A 17,819-nucleotide genomic window follows, 5' to 3' on the forward strand; every position below is an offset into this window, starting at 1 on the left:
CCCATCCCCCGCGCAAGGAACACCGCCATGGCCCGCCCCACCCTGCAACTGCACCCCCGCAAAGAACCGGCCGTGGCGCACCCAGCGGCCACCCTGTTGCTGCTGCGTGACGGAGCGCTGGGCGTCGAAGTGCTGATGACCCGGCGCTCGCCAAACGCCAGCTTCTTGCCCGGCGCCTATGTGTTCCCCGGCGGGCGAGTGGACGCCGACGACCACCAGACACACACGCTGGCGCGCGCCCCCGACGCGGGCGGACGCTACCGCACGGCGGCGCTGGCGGCGCTGCGGGAAACCTTCGAGGAACTGGGCATCCTGCTGGCCGTGCAGGCCGATGGCAGGCCCATCACCCGCACCCACCTTCAAGCGCTGGACCGCAGCCGGGCGCTGTACCCGCAACTGCAAGCCCAGGGCTGGTCACTGGCGGTCGATCAGGCGCGCATGCTGGCCTGCTGGACCACCGACCGCAGCGTGCCCAAGCGTTTCGACACCGTCTTCTTCGCTGCGCTGATGCCCGACCAGCAGGAACCGGTGGCCGACGAAATGGAGCAGTTCGAGCCGGTCTGGGTCCGGCCCCAGGATGCGCTGGCGCAGCACCAGGCCGGCAACTTCTTCATGATCTTCCCCACCATCCGCACCCTGCACTGGCTGTCGGCCTTCGAACAGGCCGGGCAGGCCCTGGCGGCCTGCACCGAGGACGAACCACTGTGGAACTCCACCCCCCGTGGTGGTCTGGTCGGCGGTCAACCGCAGCGCTTCATGGAGCAGGACCTGCCCTACGCCGAGCTCGCGCTGGTGTGCCCATCCGGACAACTGGAACATGCGCTGGACTGGCAGCACGAACGGCCGGTGCCCCTGCTGCGGCACCTGCATCGCCTCACCGCCCCCAACGCCAGCGTCATGACCGGCCCCGGCACCAACAGCTACATCGTGGGTGACGCGGCCAGTGGCTACATCGTCATCGATCCGGGCCCCTTGCTGAACGACCATATCGAGCGCCTGCTGGCGTTCACGGCGGGCCAGATCACGGCCATCGTCTGCACCCACTCGCACGCCGACCACTCCCCCGCCGCACGGCCGCTGGCCCAGGCCTGCGCCCGCCTGACGGGCCGTACGCCGCCCGTGCTGGGCCTGGCCAGCGCCGCCACCGCCCGCTCCACGGCAGCCTTCGCCCCCGACCGCGCGCTGGCCGACGGCGAGCGCCTGATGCTGCACGATGGCGAGCACCACAGCACCCTGCGCGTGGTCCATACCCCAGGGCACGCCGCCAACCACCTCTGCCTCATCCTCGAAGAAGACGGTCTGCTGTTCTCGGGCGACCACATTCTCAGCGGCAGCACCACCATCATCGACCCGCCCGACGGCGACATGAGCGCCTACCTCGATTCGCTGGACCGCCTGGCGCAGGCCTGCGAAGAGGACGGTATCGAATTCATCCTGCCGGCGCACGGCCACGTCATCGGCTGGGCGGCGCAGTCCATTGCGCAGCTCAAGGCGCACCGCCTGCGGCGCGAGGCCAAGGTGCTGGCGGCCATGCGCGCCGTCCCGCAAGGCAGCCTGGACGACTGGCTGCCACTCGCCTATGACGACACGCCCGCAGCGCTCTGGCCACTGGCGCGCCGTTCGTTGGCGGCCCATGTGCAACGCATCGAACAACTGGCGATGCTTTGAATCCCCTACGATTTTTAAACAAGCCTCAGGAACCCCATATGAATGCCAACGCCCCCCACCTTGACCGCATCGCCGCTTACAAGAAAAGCTGGAACGACAACCCCTTTCTGAAGGCGCAAGGGCTGGAAGTGGAAGAAACAGGCGTGGGCAGAGCCATTGTGCGACTGCCCAAAGCCCTCCCCACCCAACGCGGCGGCGGCGGTTCGGACACCGTGATCAATGGCGGCGTCATCTCCTATATGTTTGACGGCGCGCTGGGCTGGGCCATCATCTCCTCGCTGCTGGACATGCCTGAGGCGGCCGACATTGACCCCTTCGAGCTGCGCCAGTTCACGATCAACCTCGACATCACCTTCCTCAACGCTGCCTTGGGCGATAGCTTTGAGGCGCGCGGCAAGGTGGTGCGCATCAGCCGCACGACGGCATTTGCCGAAGGGGAGTTCCTGGATGCCCATGGCACCGTCTGCGCCACAGCCAAAGGTATCTGGCGCGTGTTCTGGCCACGCAGTCTTGCCACCACCCCGCGCTGACCCCACTCCCCCAATCAACTGGAGACATTCATGAAAAAAGACACCCTTCGCATTGGCAGCGCCTCGGGCTTCTGGGGCGACTCTGAGTTCGCCGCCGCCCAACTGGTGCAGCACGGCAACATCGACGTCCTGGTGTTCGACTACCTGGCCGAAATCACCATGTCGCTGCTCAGCCGCGCCCAGGCCAAGGATCCGGCACTGGGCTATGCACCGGATTTCGTGACCACCCTCCAGCCCCTGATGAAGGAGATCAAATCACGCGGCATCAAGGTCATTGCCAATGCCGGCGGCGTCAACCCGTCGGCCTGCCGCGCCGCGCTGGTGGCGGCAGCCCAGGCCGAAGGTGTCGATCTGAAAATCGCCGCCGTGCTGGGCGACGACCTGATGCCTCAGGTAGAGGCACTGCGCTCGGCCAACACCCAGGAGATGTTCGCGGGCAGCCCCTTTCCACAAAAGGTCATGAGCGCCAACGCCTATCTGGGCGCCTTCCCGATCGCCGCGGCGCTCGATGCCGGCGCCGACATCGTGGTCACGGGCCGCTGCGTCGACAGCGCGGTCACGCTGGCGCCGCTGATCCATGCCTTTGGCTGGGCCGCCACCGACCACGATCTGCTCGCGCAGGGCAGCTTGGCCGGCCACCTGATCGAGTGCGGCACACAGACCACCGGCGGCAACTACACCGACTGGGAGTCGGTACCGGGCTGGGACGACATGGGTTTTCCCGTCGCCGAGTGCCGCGCCGACGGCAGCTTCGTCATCACCAAGCCCGAAGGCTCGGGTGGGCTGGTCTGCCCCTCCACGGTGGGCGAGCAGATGCTCTATGAAATCGGCGACCCGCGCGCCTACATCCTGCCCGATGTGGTGTGCGACTTCACCGGCGTGACGCTGACGCAGATCGGCCCCGACCGCGTCGAGGTCAAGGGCGCGCGCGGCCTCCCTCCGACCGATCAGGCCAAAGTCAGCGTCACCTACGCCGACGGCTTTCGGGCCATGAGCCTGTTCATGATCGGCGGCATCGATGCCGGCGCCAAGGCGCAGCGCGTGGGCGCCGCCACACTGGCGCGCATGCGGCGCCACTATGCGCAGCGCGGTTGGCCCGACTTCACCGAAACCTGTGTCGAGGCCATCGGCGCCGAAGATACCTACGGCCCCCACGCGCGGCCCAATGCGCGCGAAGTGATGCTCAAGGTCGGCGTGCGCCACCCGGTCAAGGACGCGCTCGAACTGTTTTCGCGCGAAGTGGCGCCGATGGCCCTGATGTCGGCCCCGGCCATCACGGGCTTCACCGGTGGCCGACCCAAGGTGCAACCAGTGGTTCGGCTGTTTTCCTGTCTGATCCCCAAGACCCAGGTGGCCGCGCGCATCGACATGGGCGACCAGACCGTGGCGGCACCGCCATGGCACGGCCAGGCGTTTGATCCGGCGACCCTGCCCCAGGTCGGCGGCCCGCTGCCTGCCGCCGACGCCTATGCGCGCGGCACGCGGATAGTGCCGCTGGTGAAGCTGGCCTGGGGCCGCAGCGGCGACAAGGGCGACGCCGCCAACATCGGCATCCTGGCGCGCCAGCCCGATTACCTGCCCTTCATCCGCGCCGCCCTGAGCGAGCAGGCGGTGGCGGCCTGGTTCGCCCACCTCGTCAAGGGCAGCGTGCAGCGCTTCGATTTGCCCGGCACGCACGCGCTGAATTTTCTGATGCACGAAGCCCTGGGCGGCGGCGGCATCGCTTCGGTTCGCATGGACTCGCAGGGCAAAGCCTTTGCGCAGATGCTGCTCGATTTTCCGGTACCCATTCCAGCCGACATGGCTCTTTGAGAACGTTCACCCACTAACCCAAGACGGAGACACAAACCATGAACACCCCGGCCACCACCGCCATTGCCAACACCGCTTCCGCAGCCCTGCGTGATCGCATCCGCGACGTGCAGGAAGCCGCCCGCGGCGTCACCACCCTGTACCCACGCAGCTACATCCTGCAGTGCATCAAGGAAGACCGCTTCCCCGACGAGCTGTGGCAAAAGCTCGGCGAATTCGGCCTGCTAGGCCTGTCGGTTCCGGAAGAGTACGGCGGCTCAGGCGGCGGCGTGCTGGAGATCACCGCGCTCAATGAAGCCCTGGCGCTGGCCGGCGTTCCCACGCTGTTTCTGGTCGTCACCGGCCTGGGCCGGGTGCCAATCATGCGCAACGGCACACCCGAGCAAATCCGCAAGTTCGTCACGCCCACCTGCACCGGCGAGAAGAAACTGTGCTTTGCCATCACCGAACCCAATGCCGGCACCAACAGCTTTGCCATGACCACGCTGGCCACATCGGACGGCGATGGCTGGGTGCTCAATGGCCAGAAGGTCTTCATTTCTGGCGCGCGCGATGCCGACTACATGCTGGTGATTGCCCGCACCACCAAGGCAGGCGAGGTGAAAAACCGCACCGAAGGCATCTCGCTGTTCGTGCTCGACATGAAAACGCCCGGCATCCAGCTCACGCAACTCAACATCCAGGTCGAGACCGCCGAGCGCCAGTACATGGTGTTCTTTGACAACGTCAAACTGCCCGCCGACGCGCTGATCGGCGAAGCCGGCAAGGGCGCCAAGCTGATGTTCGAAGGCCTGAACTCCGAGCGCCTGCTGGCCGCCGGCGCCGCCATCGGCCTGGGTGACTATGCGCTGGCCAAGGCGGTGGCCTACTCGAAAGATCGCAAGCCCTTCGGCAAGCCGATCGGCTCCTACCAGGCGCTGCAGCACCGCATGGCGCAGGCCAAGGCGCAAATCGAGGCGGCGCGCCTGATGACCTACAACGCCGCCGAGCGCTTCGACGCCGGCGAGGACGCCGGTGCGCATGCCAACATGGCCAAGCTGCTAGGCTCGCAAGCGGCAGTAGCCGCCGTCGAGGCCGCGCTGCAAACCCACGGCGGTTACGGGTTCGACCGCGACTACGACATCGTTACGCTGTGGCCCATGGTGCGCCTGCTGGAAATCGCGCCCATCAACAACGAGATGCTGCTCAACTACATCGGCGAACATGTGCTGGGCTTGCCGAAGTCGTACTGAGCCGATGGCCGTCATCCCCGGCGCCGACCAGCCGGACCAAGGTTCGCAACACGGTCAAGGCCTCCGTCCGCCGCTTTCGGGCTGGCCTGAGCTTACGAACCGGCACCTTTGGCAGGCGTCGCTACTCGTTTGCGCATGATGTGTGCCGCGCGCTCCCTTCCCACTTTCGCAGCAACCAAGCGGCCGCGAGGCCGCCCACGCAAGACGCCGCAAGAGCGAAATGAAGGCAACCGCCGCCAAGATATCGTCAAGGCTGCGGCCAAACTGTTTCGACGCAACGGCTTCAACGGCACGAGCACGCGCGACATCGCCTGCGCCGTTGGCATGCATTCCGGATCACTGTTTTGTCACTTCAAAAGCAAGGATGCGCTGTTGTATGAGGTGATGCAGGAAGGCATGCGTAGCGCGCTGGCGCGCCAGACGATCGTGCTCCTTGCCGAACATGACGCTGCGACTACGCTGCGGCAATTGATCCGATCGCATTTCGATACGCTACTGGGGCCAAGCAGCGACTTCATGCATGCGGTGCTCTACGAGTCCCGCTCTCTCAACACAAGGCAGCACAACGTCATCGCGAAGCTGCAAGGTGACTACGAAGCGACATGGACGCCCGTGCTCCAAGAACTCGCGTCGACCGGCTGCTTGCATGGCGAGGTGTCGCTTGCGCGCCATTTGATCTTTGGACTATTGAACGGGTCAGCGCTGTGGTTCAATCCTAAAAAGGGAATCTCGATTGATGCCCTGACCGACGCAGTGGTAGCCCTGTGCATACAAGCCCCCCCGGCAATCCGGACTTGATTTTGTTAGCCTGAAGTCCCCTCGAATTTCTGAGCCAGTCAGATGGCATGGTCACCCCACCTATCACGTGCTGTGCAGTGCACTCGATCACGGTCTCTGGCTTGAACAGGCAGCGGATGCCAAAGTGAGGGTGTTTCCACCCCACTTTGGAGGTTCATCATGTTCGAAGCAGCATCGCTCCCCATCATTGGCCTGGATATCGCAAAGAGCGTCTTTCAGGTTTACCAGATGGATTCACAGGCGGGTGAGATTCGACGTCATCAGATCAGGCGGGCAAAGATCTTAGCAGGCTGCTGAAATACCCCTGCCGAAGCTGACCGCCTCAGCACGATGAGCCAGTTTCGGATGGTTTGGTCGGTCGCGATCGCGCCATGCGCCATCCAGGGGGGCTGTTTTACGCATTTGCAGGGCTTTTTACGCTCATCTGGCGCTCACTGCGCAACCTCCAGACGGACTTGTCCCAGGGAGCGCATGCGCACGAGGTTGTAGGCAGCCATGGTCATGGTGAAGAGCAGGCCGACCTTCTTGACCCCGCGCACCATCACCTGACGAATCGGACCAATGAGCTTGCCCCAACCAAAGCCCTGTTCAATGAGCTTGCGCTTTTCCTGCGAGATGGCGTAGCCCTCGCTGGTGGCAATGGCATCCGGGACCGCTGACGTTCTGCCCGACTTGTTCTGTGCCACATGGGGCACGACCTTCTTCTCTTGCAAGGCCTCGATGAACTCCGCTGCGTCGTAACCCTTGTCGGCACCCAGTGTGATCTCGGTCTCGGGGTTGCGTTGACGCGCTTGGGCTACCATGGCTTTGGCCGCTTCGCGTTCAGCGTAGCCATCGGCTTGCGTGACCATGGCGCCCACCACCAGGCCATGGCGGTTCTCCATCAGCGTGTGGCCCATGAAGCGCAACTCGCTGGCTGTGCCTTCCACTGGCAGCCTGTGCGCAACACAAACACGATGGCCTCGAACACCTGGCGCGCCGGCTTCGCCGGCCGACCTGCTCCAGGCTTGCGAACGTACTGTTTGCCCGGCACCAACGCGCGCTGAGGAACCAGCGGTTCCACGCGCTGCCAGAACTCATCCGTTACCACCCAGGAATCAACTCGTTTGCTCAACACCTCACTCCGACACCGCGTTCGCTGCGGCTCGGATTGCTATTTTACCTATTTACGGATAAGTTCTTAGAACTTAGCTGGCTAGACCTATGCCTGCAGAGGTACCTACTGAGTCGCGCACAGTGGCGGCGCCAGAGACCACCTTCACATCATCAGGCGTTGGCTGCAGAGCCGCAGCCTCAATGAAGTCAGCTACCGTCTGCCATCCGGCGCGCAACTGCGCTTCACTCTTGCCCACGTAGTGCCCCAAGGTCACATCCCCTGCGACCGAGTGGTTGAGCATTCGCTTCAGCAAACCACCTGACACCAGCTCTTCAGCGATGCTGGCAAATGTATCGCGCAAGCCATGTCCTTGCACATCGGTTTTTGCCTTCGCATTGATCCACTTCAGCGTTTTTCGGGCATCGGTGATCGAGAACAACACATCCTCGGGCTTCTTGCCTACGCAGTGCTTGGCAGCTATTTCCAGCGCCTGTCGGGACAGGAGCAGCTTGTGGTCGCTACGGTTCTTTGTGTCCCGCAGAACGACTTTTCCGGCATCACAGTCAACGTCACTAACCTTGATCGGCGGGTAGTTGTAGCGCTTGTCGCCATGAATCTCACCTCCACGACACCCGGTTAACAACTGAAAACGGTAGTAGTCGGCTGCGATTTGTGAGGGGGCTTTGCTGCTCACCCGCCACCAGGCGCCGAGTCGTTCCGGGGGGATGGGAGCCGGATTCCCCTTCGCTGGAGTGAGCACGATCCGATAACGCCCTGCTGTATCGCGTCCCAATGGGTTGCCTGGCACCACAACCCCATGCCATCGCATCACCGCTCGCAGCACCTGCATCGCATAGTCTGCTTGCCGCTTTGACCGCTTGAGCAGTGACGAATACTGGTCCCGAATGTCATCGGAAGTGAGCTTCACCAGCAGCTTGTTTGCGAGCTGAAATAGCAACCCGTCAGCCAGTTTCTTTCCCGTCTTGGTTACTTCCCCGGGTTCGACCATGGCCAGGTAGTCAGCCTTTGTACGGGCCTTCAGTGGCAGACCATCTTTTGCCCGCCGCTTCTTGTCGACGTACTCGCTGAGTGCTTTGGCCACGGTCATGCCCTCTTGCCGGTCCAGTTGCTCGCGCTCAGCTGTCTCTGCCCGCAAACGCGCCTCCTCTTGGGCTGGCCAGTCCACGCCGTCGCGGGCCAGCGCCCGGATGCGAGCGGCCTCGGCACAGGCCGTGGCCAGCTTCATCTGGCCCGGACCTTCCCCATACTCCTGCGGTAATCGATACTGGCGCTCAACATCAGAGCCTTTGACGGTGTATCGGACCAACAATGTGCGAACGCCATCTGGCGCGATGCGCAACTGCAAGCCTCGGTCGAGCGTGAGCTTGTAGGGCTGCGCTTTGGCTTTGTGGGTTTCTATCGCTCTGACCGTGAGGAGCGGCATGTGCGTGTTCCGTGTCCGACTGGTGTCCGAAAAATCCTGAGCTCAAATGCTACCGAGCGGGACTGCATGAAACAACAAATTCTTGTAACCTATTGATTTAGAATGGTTTTATATCGTCCCAGGACGTCCCATAGCGTCCCAGAAAATCCGGTTTATACTGACTGTTAATCCGCAGGTCCCTGGTTCGAGTCCAGGTCGGGGAGCCAAAAACACAAAAGCCAGCAAGCATTCGCCTGCTGGCTTTTTTATTTTCTGGTTGACGGGCGCTGTTTTGGCCGCCAGCAGTGTTCTGAGGCCGGCCTTCGGACGCACACGCTCCCGGCTTCGATGATCGACGGCCCCGTCTGGATGACGGCCCCGCGCGAACACGCGATCTGCCTCTCGGGGAATCGGGACCTCTTCGCTTTGCGCTCGCGGCATCCCTAAGCGCATTCACCTCCCGCCGTGGACATGGCGCCCCTCATAATTCCGGGGAATCTCGAATAGATGCTCTGAACGCCTACGGCTGATCTACGGTGTCTGGGTCGAGTCCAGGGCGGGGAGCACCCAAAGGACACTCAGGTCATTGGCCCAAGTGCTTTTGTTGTCTGAAACGACCTTCAACAACGGCTGTGCCGCCTCACATGAACCGCCTCCTGTTAAAAGCCGCCTTCTGGGCAGCCGTGGTCCTCATGGGCACCCTCTCGCTCGTGCCCGCGACCGAACTGCCTGCGCAGGTGTTCAACATATGGGACAAGGCCCAGCACGCCGGAGGCTTCCTGCTGCTGGCCCTGCTGGGCGGACTCGCTTACCAGAGGCCGCGGGGAAAAGTGTTGGTCGGCCTCTTGGTCTACGGGGCCTTGATTGAGGTAGCCCAGTCCGCAACAGGCTGGAGAAACGGCGATCTGTTCGACCTGGTGGCCGATGCCGTGGGTGTGTGGCTGGGCGCCCTGTTGCTCGCAATGCCCCTGCCTTGGTCGCAGCGATCCCGCCCACAATAGGCGCATGTCGTCCACCCCCACGTTCACTCCGGAACTCCCATGGCTGGAGCCGGGCGATCCATTCCCAGCGGTGGAACGCGCCTGGGGCGCGACCGACCCCGCGCCAGGCTTGCTGGCAGCAGGAGGGGCTCTGGACGTTGACACCCTTCTGCGCGCGTACAGCGAAGGCATTTTCCCCTGGTACAGCGCGGGGCAGCCGATCCTCTGGTGGTCGACCGACCCTCGGATGGTGCTCCGCACGCACCAGTTCAGGTTGCACCGCTCGCTTCGCAAGACGCTGATCAAGCTTCTGCTGGACCAGCGACTGGTCATCCGGTTCGACCACGACTTCGAGCGCGTGATCCGGGCCTGTGCGCATACGCCCCGCAAAGATCAGGCGGGCACCTGGATTCTGCAGCCCATGATCCAGGCCTATCTGCAGCTGCATTCCGCAGGTCATGCGCACAGCGTGGAAGCCTGGATCGATGGAGAGCTTTCTGGCGGGCTCTACTGCGTCAATCTCGGTGCCATGGTTTTCGGAGAGTCCATGTTCAGCCGCCGCAGCAATGCCTCCAAACTGGCGATGTGCGGACTGGTCGCATTCTGCCTGGCCAATGGAATTCCCCTCATCGACTGTCAGCAGGAGACCTCTCATCTGGCATCACTCGGTGCAACCCTGATGCCAAGGACCGACTTCAGCCAGCACCTGCGAAAGACCACGTCCCACCGTGCACCGGTGTGGCGATTCGAGCCCGTATACTGGAACCACCTCATCACAGGCCCTGACGCAACAGCGTGACGCACCTGAAAGAACTTCCGCTGCAGGCGTTGCAGTTCTACGCCACGGCGCCCTACCCCTGCAGCTACCTGGCCGGCCGACAGGCCCGTTCGCAGGTGGCAACGCCAAGTCACCTGATCCACAACGACGCCTATTCGAACCTCGTGACCCTGGGCTTCAGGCGCAGCGGGGTGTTCACCTACCGCCCGCACTGTGACAGTTGCCATGCCTGTGTTCCGCTGCGCATTCCGGTGAACGTGTTTCGCGCCAGCCGCAGCCAGAGGCGCTCCATGGCCCGGCATGCCAATCTGGAGACCCGGGTTCTCGGACTGTGTTTCGAACCTGAGCACTACCAGCTGTACCTGCGCTACCAGAACAGTCGCCATGCCGGTGGTGGCATGGATCAGGACAGCATTGACCAGTACAGCCAATTCCTGCTGCAAAGCCGTGTCAATTCACGGTTGGTGGAGTTCCGTGAGCCCGCCCGCTCAGACCGTCCAAGCCGTCTGGTGATGGTGTCCATCGTCGACGTCCTCAACGACGGACTATCGGCCGTGTACACGTTTTACGAGCCATCCGACGCGGGCGCCAGTTACGGCACCTACAGCATCCTCTGGCAGATAGAACAGGCCCGTGAGCTGGGCCTGTCGCACATGTATCTGGGCTACTGGATCGAGCAGAGTTCGAAGATGAACTACAAGGCGGCCTTCAGACCGCATGAACTGCTCAGAGATGGGCAGTGGGTGATGGCGCCTTGATTTCATCTCGTAAAATATCCGCAACTCTATTGCGGCCATGACAAAACGAAACGACTCCCTGCCCAGCACCCCGACTGTCCAGGTCATAGAACGGATGTTCAATCTTCTGGAGGTTCTCGCCTCCCGCGAAGAGCCGGTGTCGCTCAAGGAAATCAGCGAGAAGACCGGCCTGCACCCTTCAACCGCACACCGGATTCTCAACGACCTGACCATCGGCCGCTTCGTGGACCGCCCTGAGGCAGGAAGCTACAGGCTCGGCATGCGCCTCCTTGAACTTGGCAACCTGGTGAAAGCGCGTCTCAGCGTCAGGGATGCCGCGCTCGCTCCGATGCGGGAACTTCACAAGCTGATCCAGCAACCGGTCAACCTGAGCGTCCGGCAGGGCGATGAAATCGTCTATGTAGAACGGGCCTACAGCGAACGGTCCGGAATGCAGGTAGTACGCGCCATTGGCGGGCGTGCCCCGCTGCATCTGACTTCGGTGGGCAAACTGTTTCTGGCGGCCGACGAACCTCAACGGGTGCGCGCGTATGCAACCCGAACCGGTCTTGCCGGCAACACCCGCAACAGTCTGACCCAGCTGCCCAATCTTGAACGCGAGTTGCAGCAGTGCCGCATGGCAGGCCTGGCCCGCGACAACGAGGAGCTGGAACTGGGTGTGCGTTGCATGGCCGCTGGCATCTATGACGACCAGTGCCGTCTGGTCGCTGGCCTGTCGATTTCAGCGCCCGCCGACCGCATCGACGAAAACTGGGTTCCCAAACTCCGCTCAACAGCCGCAGAGATTTCGATTGCTTTGGGGTGTCCCAAAGGATTCGCCACACAGCCAGTCGCCCGCTGATCCACAAACAAAAAGCGGCCCGAAGCGGGCCGCTTTTTTATCCGTTGGGGCGGCAGAAGAGACTCACCCTTGCGGACGCACCGCCGCCTGGTGCATTGGTTGGGCCTCGACCCAGCGTCGCACACGCTCGGCATCCTGAGCCCTTCCCAGCTGGCCCGTGGCATCAAGGAAGACCATGATCAACTGGCGTCCTGCGACACGGGCCTGCATCACAAGGCATCGCCCCGCCTCCGAGATGTACCCGGTTTTCTGAAGACCGATATCCCAGTCGGGATCACGAATCAATCGGTTCGAGTTGCGATACTCCAGTGTCCTATGGCCCAGTTCGAGCTGGTGACTCGGCGAGGTCGATAGGCTGCGGAGCAGCGGCCGTTGATACGCCACCGACACCAAAGTCGCCAGATCACGCGCGCTGGACTGATTCAGACTGGACAAGCCAGTGGGCTCGACATAACGGGTGTCGCGCATGCCCAGTTCTCGTGCCTTCGCATTCATGAGACGCACAAACTGGTCCAGTCCTCCAGGGAAGGTGCGCCCCAAAGCATGAGCGGCTCGGTTCTCACTGGACATGAGCGCCAGGTGCATCAACTCCAGACGCGTCAGGGTGGTCCCCACCGCCAATCGCGAGCGACTGCCTTTGACCGTATCCACGTCGTCGGACGTGATGGTCACCATCTCATCAAGGGGCAGGTTTGCATCGGTGACCACAAGCCCGGTCATCAACTTCGTCAGCGAGGCGATTGGCAGGACAGCAGAATCGTTCTTGCTGAACAGCACCTCATTGGTTTGCTGGTCCACCACCAGTGCAACGCTTGAATTGAGAGCCAGAGGGTCTCCAGCAGCCCGAAGCCCCATCTGTTCACCCATCGAAGAACGGGGCTCCATCGCCACCGGACGCACCGTACTGCTGCGCGGGTGCGCAGCCAGTCGCACCGGCTGACGACCACCACGCACATACCTCGCTTCACTGAACTTGCGGGACTTCGCCAAGCGGGTGCTGTTTTCGGGCTTGCGCTTGCTCGCCCGGGAATCAGACCGGGCCACACGAGTGGCCTTTGCCCCCTGCTTTCTCTTGGCGGAGAGTTCCTTCTTGCCCGATCGCGCACTCAGTTTGGTGACGCTGGCGCGCTTGCTGCGTTCGGCAGGCTGGGCATCCGCTTTGCGAGCGGTTTTTTCGGCTTTGTTGGAGGCCGCCTCCGCGGTCACCGGCAACGCCAGGGACACCGACATCACGGCAACCGCAACCAAGTGCAGCAGCGTGACAAATCGTACGCGGGACAATTTCATGGACTCCACTCCAGCGACCTCAAAGATGAGCCCAAGTATAGGAGCACGAAAAAAAACTAGCAATATCAAACGCTTGTAACGCACTCCTCAGTGAACGCCAAAACAACCGTGAAGATGCACGGCTATTCGGAGCCTCATCCGAGGATTTCGTTACAAGTGGTTGATTTGTAATGCTTTATCCTTGCGCAGCAACCCGCTCTGCCTGGCTTTCCAGTTTGTTCAGAGCACTCAGATAGGCTTTGGCAGAGGCCACGACGATGTCGGGGTCGGCTCCAACCCCATTCACCACCCGGCCACCGAGCTGCAGACGAACCGTCACCTCTCCCTGGCTTTCGGTTGAACCACTGGTGATGGCATTGACCGAGTACAACACCAGTTCCGCACCGCTCTTGACATGGCTCTCGATGGCCTTGAGCGAAGCATCGACGGGGCCATTGCCATCGGACGAGCCACGGATCTCTTTGCCTTCGACAGTGAACACCACCTCTGCATGAGGGCGTTCACCGGTTTCACTGCGCTGGGACAGCGACACCAGGCCATATCGTTCCTTTTCGGCGGTCACGCTCTCGTCGCTGCACAGTGCCAGGATGTCTTCGTCGAAAATCTCGCTCTTGCGATCAGCCAGCTCTTTGAACGCGGCAAACGCCGTGTTGATCTCGCTTTCCGACGCCATCTCGATGCCCAGATCCTGCAGGCGCTGCTTGAACGCGTTGCGACCACTGAGTTTGCCCAGCACGATCTTGTTGGCGCTCCAGCCCACATCCTCTGCGCGCATGATTTCGTAGGTGTCGCGCGCTTTGAGCACCCCATCCTGGTGGATGCCCGAAGCGTGCGCAAACGCGTTGGCCCCGACAACAGCCTTGTTGGGTTGAACCACAAAACCGGTGGTCTGGCTGACCATACGGCTGGCTGGCACGATTTGGGTGGTGTCGATTCCAATGTCCAGATTGAAATAGTCGCGACGGGTCTTCACCGCCATCACGATCTCTTCGAGCGAGCAGTTGCCTGCACGCTCGCCCAGTCCATTGATGGTGCACTCGACCTGGCGAGCGCCGCCGATTTTCACACCGGCCAGCGAGTTGGCGACCGCCATGCCCAGATCGTTGTGGCAATGCACAGACCAGATGGCCTTGTCGGAGTTGGGAACTCTCTCCCGCAGCGTGTGGATGAAGTTGCCGTAAAGCTCGGGCACCGCATACCCCACCGTGTCAGGAATATTCAGCGTTGTGGCCCCTTCGTTGATCACGGCTTCAAGCACCCGACAGAGGAAGTCGATGTCGCTGCGATAGCCGTCCTCCGGGCTGAACTCGATGTCATCGACAAGGTTCCGCGCAAAGCGCACCGACTGCTTGGCCTGCTCGAACACCTGGTCCGGCGTCATGCGCAGCTTCTTCTCCATGTGGAGAGGGCTGGTCGCGATGAAGGTGTGAATCCGCGCCCGGCTGGCCCCTTTGAGGGCTTCGGCGGCGCGAGAGATGTCGCGATCATTGGCACGGGCCAGCGAGCAGACCGTCGAGTCCTTGATGGTGTTGGCAATCGCCTGGACGCAGTCGAAGTCTCCATTGGAACTGGCGGCAAAACCCGCCTCGATCACATCGACTTTCAGCCGCTCGAGCTGACGTGCAATACGCAGCTTTTCGTCCTTGGTCATGGAAGCACCAGGCGACTGCTCGCCATCGCGCAGGGTGGTGTCGAAAATGATCAGTTTGTCGCTCATCTCAGTTCTCCGGTGTGTGGCCTCGTGGACCACTCTTGAAAAAACCCGCAGTTCCAAAACAAAACGGCCCGCTGCGGGTGCAAACGGGCCGTTGTTGGAAATCACTCGCGCGTTACCAGACCTGCCCGTGCCGGACACCCAGTAGTAGCGAGGAGGAAACGGATTTCATACAGAGCAATGTAGCACAACGGCCCGGACATCCCTACAAAAACCGTCCATGACCGCGATTGACATCGCCGCGTCACTCGTGCAGGCCACGCTCGTCCGGTTCGTCGGTCGACGTGCTGATCACGCTGGTTGGCCGCCCCTTGGCCTTGCGCCAGAAATACATGGCATAGCCAGAAAGACCATACAGAACGAACAACCCGAACAACACCGTGGGCGGATGGATGTTGATCACCGCAATACCCAGCGCCACCAGCACGATGGCAGCAAACGGAACACTCTTCTTCAGACTCAAATCCTTGAAACTGTAAAACGGCACATTGGTCACCATGGTCAGGCCCGAGTACAGCGTGATCGCGAACATCGCCCACACGAGATCGGCCTTGACCAGTTCCAGCTCGTTGGCCAACCAGATGAACCCGGACACCAGCGCCGCAGCAGCGGGCGATGGCAGCCCCTGGAAGTAACGCTTGTCGACCACTCCCGTGTTGACGTTGAAACGCGCCAGCCGCAGCGCCGCGCATGCGCAGTACACGAAGGCAGCAATCCAGCCCCAGCGGCCGATGTCCCTGAGGACCCAGACATAGGCCACCAGCGCGGGTGCTGCACCGAACGACACCATGTCGGACAAGGAGTCCATCTGCTCACCAAAGGCACTTTGCGTGTTGGTCATGCGGGCCACACGTCCGTCCAGGCTGTCCAGAACCATGGCAGCGAAGATGCCCACGGTCGCAAGATCAAAGCGGCCATTCATGGCCATCACGATCGCGTAGAACCCGCCGAACAGAGCCGCGAGGGTGATCATGTTGGGCAGCATGTAGATGCCCTTGGGGCGCCGCGGGCTCTCCGTCATGGGCTCGTGAAGGGGGTCGGATCCGTCGTGCATGAGGAATGGGCTTCAAGCCGAAAAGCGTCAAAAAAGCAGTGTAAGCCAGTGGCAAGCCCGCACAAACGACAAAGGCCACCGAAGTGGCCTTTGCATCGGACGCCGAGGCGATCAGTTGCGGGTCTGGTCAACCAGCTTGTTCTTGGCGATCCAGGGCATCATGGCGCGCAGCTGGGCACCCACCACTTCGATCTGGTGATCGGCGGTGTTGCGGCGGCGAGCGGTCATGCTCGGGTAGTTCAGACGGCCTTCCTGAATGAACATCTTGGCGTAGTCGCCGTTCTGGATGCGCTTGAGCGCGTTGCGCATGGCCTTGCGCGACTCTTCGTTGATCACTTCCGGACCGGTCACGTACTCGCCGAACTCCGCGTTGTTGGAGATCGAATAGTTCATGTTGGCGATACCGCCTTCGTAGATCAGGTCGACGATCAGCTTGAGTTCGTGCAGGCACTCGAAGTACGCCATCTCGGGGGCATAGCCCGCTTCGACCAGGGTTTCGTAACCCATCTTGATCAACTCGACGGCACCACCGCACAGGACGGCCTGTTCGCCGAACAGGTCGGTCTCGGTCTCTTCCTTGAAGTTGGTCTCGATGATGCCGGCCTTGCCGCCACCGTTGGCCATGGCGTAGGACAGGGCCAGGTCACGGGCCTTGCCGGACTTGTCCTGGTGCACCGCGATCAGGTGGGGCACGCCGCCGCCTTGGGTGTAGGTGTTGCGCACGGTGTGGCCGGGGGCCTTGGGTGCAACCATCCACACATCCAGATCGGCGCGCGGCACGACCTGGTTGTAGTGCACGTTGAAGCCGTGGGCGAACACCAGCGAAGCGCCTTGCTTGATGTTGGGGGCCACGTTGTTGCTGTAAACCTCGGCGATTTGCTCGTCGGGCAGCAGGATCATGACCACGTCAGCGGCCTTCACGGCATCGTTGACTTCCATCACGGTCAGGCCAGCCTTGCCGACCTTGTCCCAGGAGGCGCCGCCCTTGCGCAGGCCGACCACGACCTTGACGCCGCTGTCGTTCAGGTTCTGGGCATGGGCATGGCCCTGCGAGCCATAGCCGATGATCGCGACGGTCTTGCCCTTGATCAGGCTCAGGTCACAGTCTTTGTCGTAGAAAACTTTCATGGTCATTCCTCTTTGGAGTGTTGGTTTGCCGTTCGTACACGAGCCCGTCGAAGGCCCTCGACAGGCCCAGCCCGAACGGCGGTTCGGCTGAGCCCGAAAAACCTGAGATCTTAAACGCGCAGAATGCGCTCGCCACGCCCGATGCCGCACGATCCCGTACGCACCGTTTCAAGAATGGCAGAGCGGTCGATGGCTTCCAGAAACGCGTCGTTCTTGCCCTGGTCGCCCGTCAGCTCGATGGTGTAGCTCTTCTCCGTCACGTCGATGATGCGACCGCGGAAGATGTCCGCCATGCGCTTCATCTCTTCGCGCTCCTTGCCCACCGCACGCACCTTCACGAGCATGAGCTCACGCTCGGTGTAGGCGCCTTCGGTCAGGTCCACCACCTTCACCACTTCGATCAGGCGGTTCAGGTGCTTGGTGATCTGCTCAATGACGTCGTCCGACCCGGTGGTCTGGATGGTCATGCGCGAGAGCGATGGATCTTCCGTCGGCGCCACGGTGAGCGACTCGATGTTGTAGCCACGGGCCGAGAACAGCCCCACGACGCGGGACAGCGCACCCGCTTCGTTCTCAAGCAGGACAGCAATGATGTGTTTCATGATGAAGATTCCTCTTTTCTGAGCCCTCCCCTGCGCACGGTAATGCACAGGCTCGGCTGCAAATAGATTCGTCGAAGGGAAGCACCTTGGCGTTGCACACTGATGCGCGCAGCGCCGG

The 17,819-nt window shown here is 62.0% G+C and carries 15 protein-coding genes and 2 pseudogenes; 9 read left to right on the forward strand and 8 right to left on the reverse strand.

What is annotated here, in order from left to right:
* Positions 1-27 precede the first annotated feature (27 nt).
* The 5 genes from DD542_RS14105 to DD542_RS14125 all read left to right on the forward strand — a co-directional run bounded on the left by DD542_RS14105 (position 28) and on the right by DD542_RS14125 (position 6,040).
* Positions 28-1,668, forward strand: a complete 1,641-nt coding sequence (locus DD542_RS14105; RefSeq protein WP_127806098.1) for an MBL fold metallo-hydrolase — start codon at positions 28-30, stop codon at positions 1,666-1,668.
* 38 nt (positions 1,669-1,706) lie between these two features.
* Entirely contained in the window at positions 1,707-2,198 is a 492-nt protein-coding gene (locus tag DD542_RS14110) for a PaaI family thioesterase (RefSeq protein ID WP_008905367.1), read from the forward strand.
* A 30-nt stretch (positions 2,199-2,228) separates the two neighbouring features.
* On the forward strand, positions 2,229-4,010 hold the full coding sequence (locus tag DD542_RS14115) for an acyclic terpene utilization AtuA family protein (RefSeq protein WP_127806099.1): 1,782 nt from the start codon (positions 2,229-2,231) through the stop codon (positions 4,008-4,010).
* A 38-nt stretch (positions 4,011-4,048) separates the two neighbouring features.
* A complete protein-coding gene (locus tag DD542_RS14120; RefSeq protein WP_008905365.1) occupies positions 4,049-5,242 on the forward strand; it encodes an acyl-CoA dehydrogenase family protein in 1,194 nt (397 codons plus the stop codon).
* 135 nt (positions 5,243-5,377) lie between these two features.
* Complete coding sequence (locus DD542_RS14125; RefSeq protein ID WP_008905364.1) at positions 5,378-6,040, forward strand: TetR/AcrR family transcriptional regulator; 663 nt, start codon at positions 5,378-5,380, stop codon at positions 6,038-6,040.
* A gap of 431 nt (positions 6,041-6,471) precedes the next feature.
* Here the strand turns inward: DD542_RS14125 and DD542_RS14130 are convergent.
* The 3 genes and pseudogenes from DD542_RS14130 to DD542_RS14140 form a co-directional block, all read right to left on the reverse strand.
* A pseudogene (locus tag DD542_RS14130) lies at positions 6,472-6,978 on the reverse strand (transposase); the annotation flags it as partial.
* Positions 6,954-7,154 (reverse strand): annotated as a pseudogene (locus DD542_RS14135) (transposase); the annotation flags it as partial. The pseudogenes DD542_RS14135 and DD542_RS14130, both read right to left, overlap by 25 nt.
* A gap of 73 nt (positions 7,155-7,227) precedes the next feature.
* On the reverse strand, positions 7,228-8,580 hold the full coding sequence (locus tag DD542_RS14140) for an integrase family protein (RefSeq protein WP_127806100.1): 1,353 nt from the start codon (positions 8,578-8,580) through the stop codon (positions 7,228-7,230).
* 623 nt (positions 8,581-9,203) lie between these two features.
* Between DD542_RS14140 and DD542_RS14145 the strand changes: the two genes are divergently transcribed.
* From DD542_RS14145 to DD542_RS14160, 4 genes are read left to right on the forward strand one after another with little or no spacing between them, the layout of a single operon-like run.
* Entirely contained in the window at positions 9,204-9,560 is a 357-nt protein-coding gene (locus DD542_RS14145; RefSeq protein ID WP_127806101.1) for a VanZ family protein, read from the forward strand.
* A 4-nt stretch (positions 9,561-9,564) separates the two neighbouring features.
* Positions 9,565-10,338, forward strand: coding sequence for a leucyl/phenylalanyl-tRNA--protein transferase (gene aat / locus DD542_RS14150; RefSeq protein ID WP_079365765.1), 774 nt, complete (start codon positions 9,565-9,567; stop codon positions 10,336-10,338).
* On the forward strand, positions 10,335-11,075 hold the full coding sequence (locus tag DD542_RS14155; RefSeq protein WP_127806102.1) for an arginyltransferase: 741 nt from the start codon (positions 10,335-10,337) through the stop codon (positions 11,073-11,075). Before aat ends, DD542_RS14155 begins: the two co-directional genes overlap by 4 nt.
* A gap of 37 nt (positions 11,076-11,112) precedes the next feature.
* Complete coding sequence (locus DD542_RS14160; RefSeq protein WP_127806103.1) at positions 11,113-11,916, forward strand: IclR family transcriptional regulator; 804 nt, start codon at positions 11,113-11,115, stop codon at positions 11,914-11,916.
* A 63-nt stretch (positions 11,917-11,979) separates the two neighbouring features.
* Here DD542_RS14160 and DD542_RS14165 read toward each other — a convergent pair whose 3' ends face one another.
* From DD542_RS14165 to ilvN, 5 genes are all read right to left on the reverse strand, one after another.
* Entirely contained in the window at positions 11,980-13,203 is a 1,224-nt protein-coding gene (locus tag DD542_RS14165) for a serine hydrolase (RefSeq protein WP_079365763.1), read from the reverse strand.
* A 175-nt stretch (positions 13,204-13,378) separates the two neighbouring features.
* Positions 13,379-14,920: a 2-isopropylmalate synthase gene (locus DD542_RS14170; RefSeq protein WP_066151194.1), complete on the reverse strand. Its 1,542-nt coding sequence runs from the start codon at positions 14,918-14,920 to the stop codon at positions 13,379-13,381.
* 241 nt (positions 14,921-15,161) lie between these two features.
* On the reverse strand, positions 15,162-15,971 hold the full coding sequence (gene pssA / locus DD542_RS14175) for a CDP-diacylglycerol--serine O-phosphatidyltransferase (RefSeq protein ID WP_066151197.1): 810 nt from the start codon (positions 15,969-15,971) through the stop codon (positions 15,162-15,164).
* Positions 15,972-16,082: 111 nt separating this feature from the next.
* On the reverse strand, positions 16,083-17,099 hold the full coding sequence (gene ilvC / locus DD542_RS14180; protein ID WP_066151200.1) for a ketol-acid reductoisomerase: 1,017 nt from the start codon (positions 17,097-17,099) through the stop codon (positions 16,083-16,085).
* A gap of 110 nt (positions 17,100-17,209) precedes the next feature.
* Positions 17,210-17,701 (reverse strand): acetolactate synthase small subunit, encoded by a 492-nt coding sequence (gene ilvN / locus DD542_RS14185; protein ID WP_066151204.1) that lies wholly within the window; start codon positions 17,699-17,701, stop codon positions 17,210-17,212.
* Positions 17,702-17,819 lie beyond the last annotated feature (118 nt).

It is taken from the genome of Hydrogenophaga sp. NH-16 (genome assembly GCF_004006415.1).
Classification (GTDB): domain Bacteria; phylum Pseudomonadota; class Gammaproteobacteria; order Burkholderiales; family Burkholderiaceae_C; genus Hydrogenophaga; species Hydrogenophaga pseudoflava.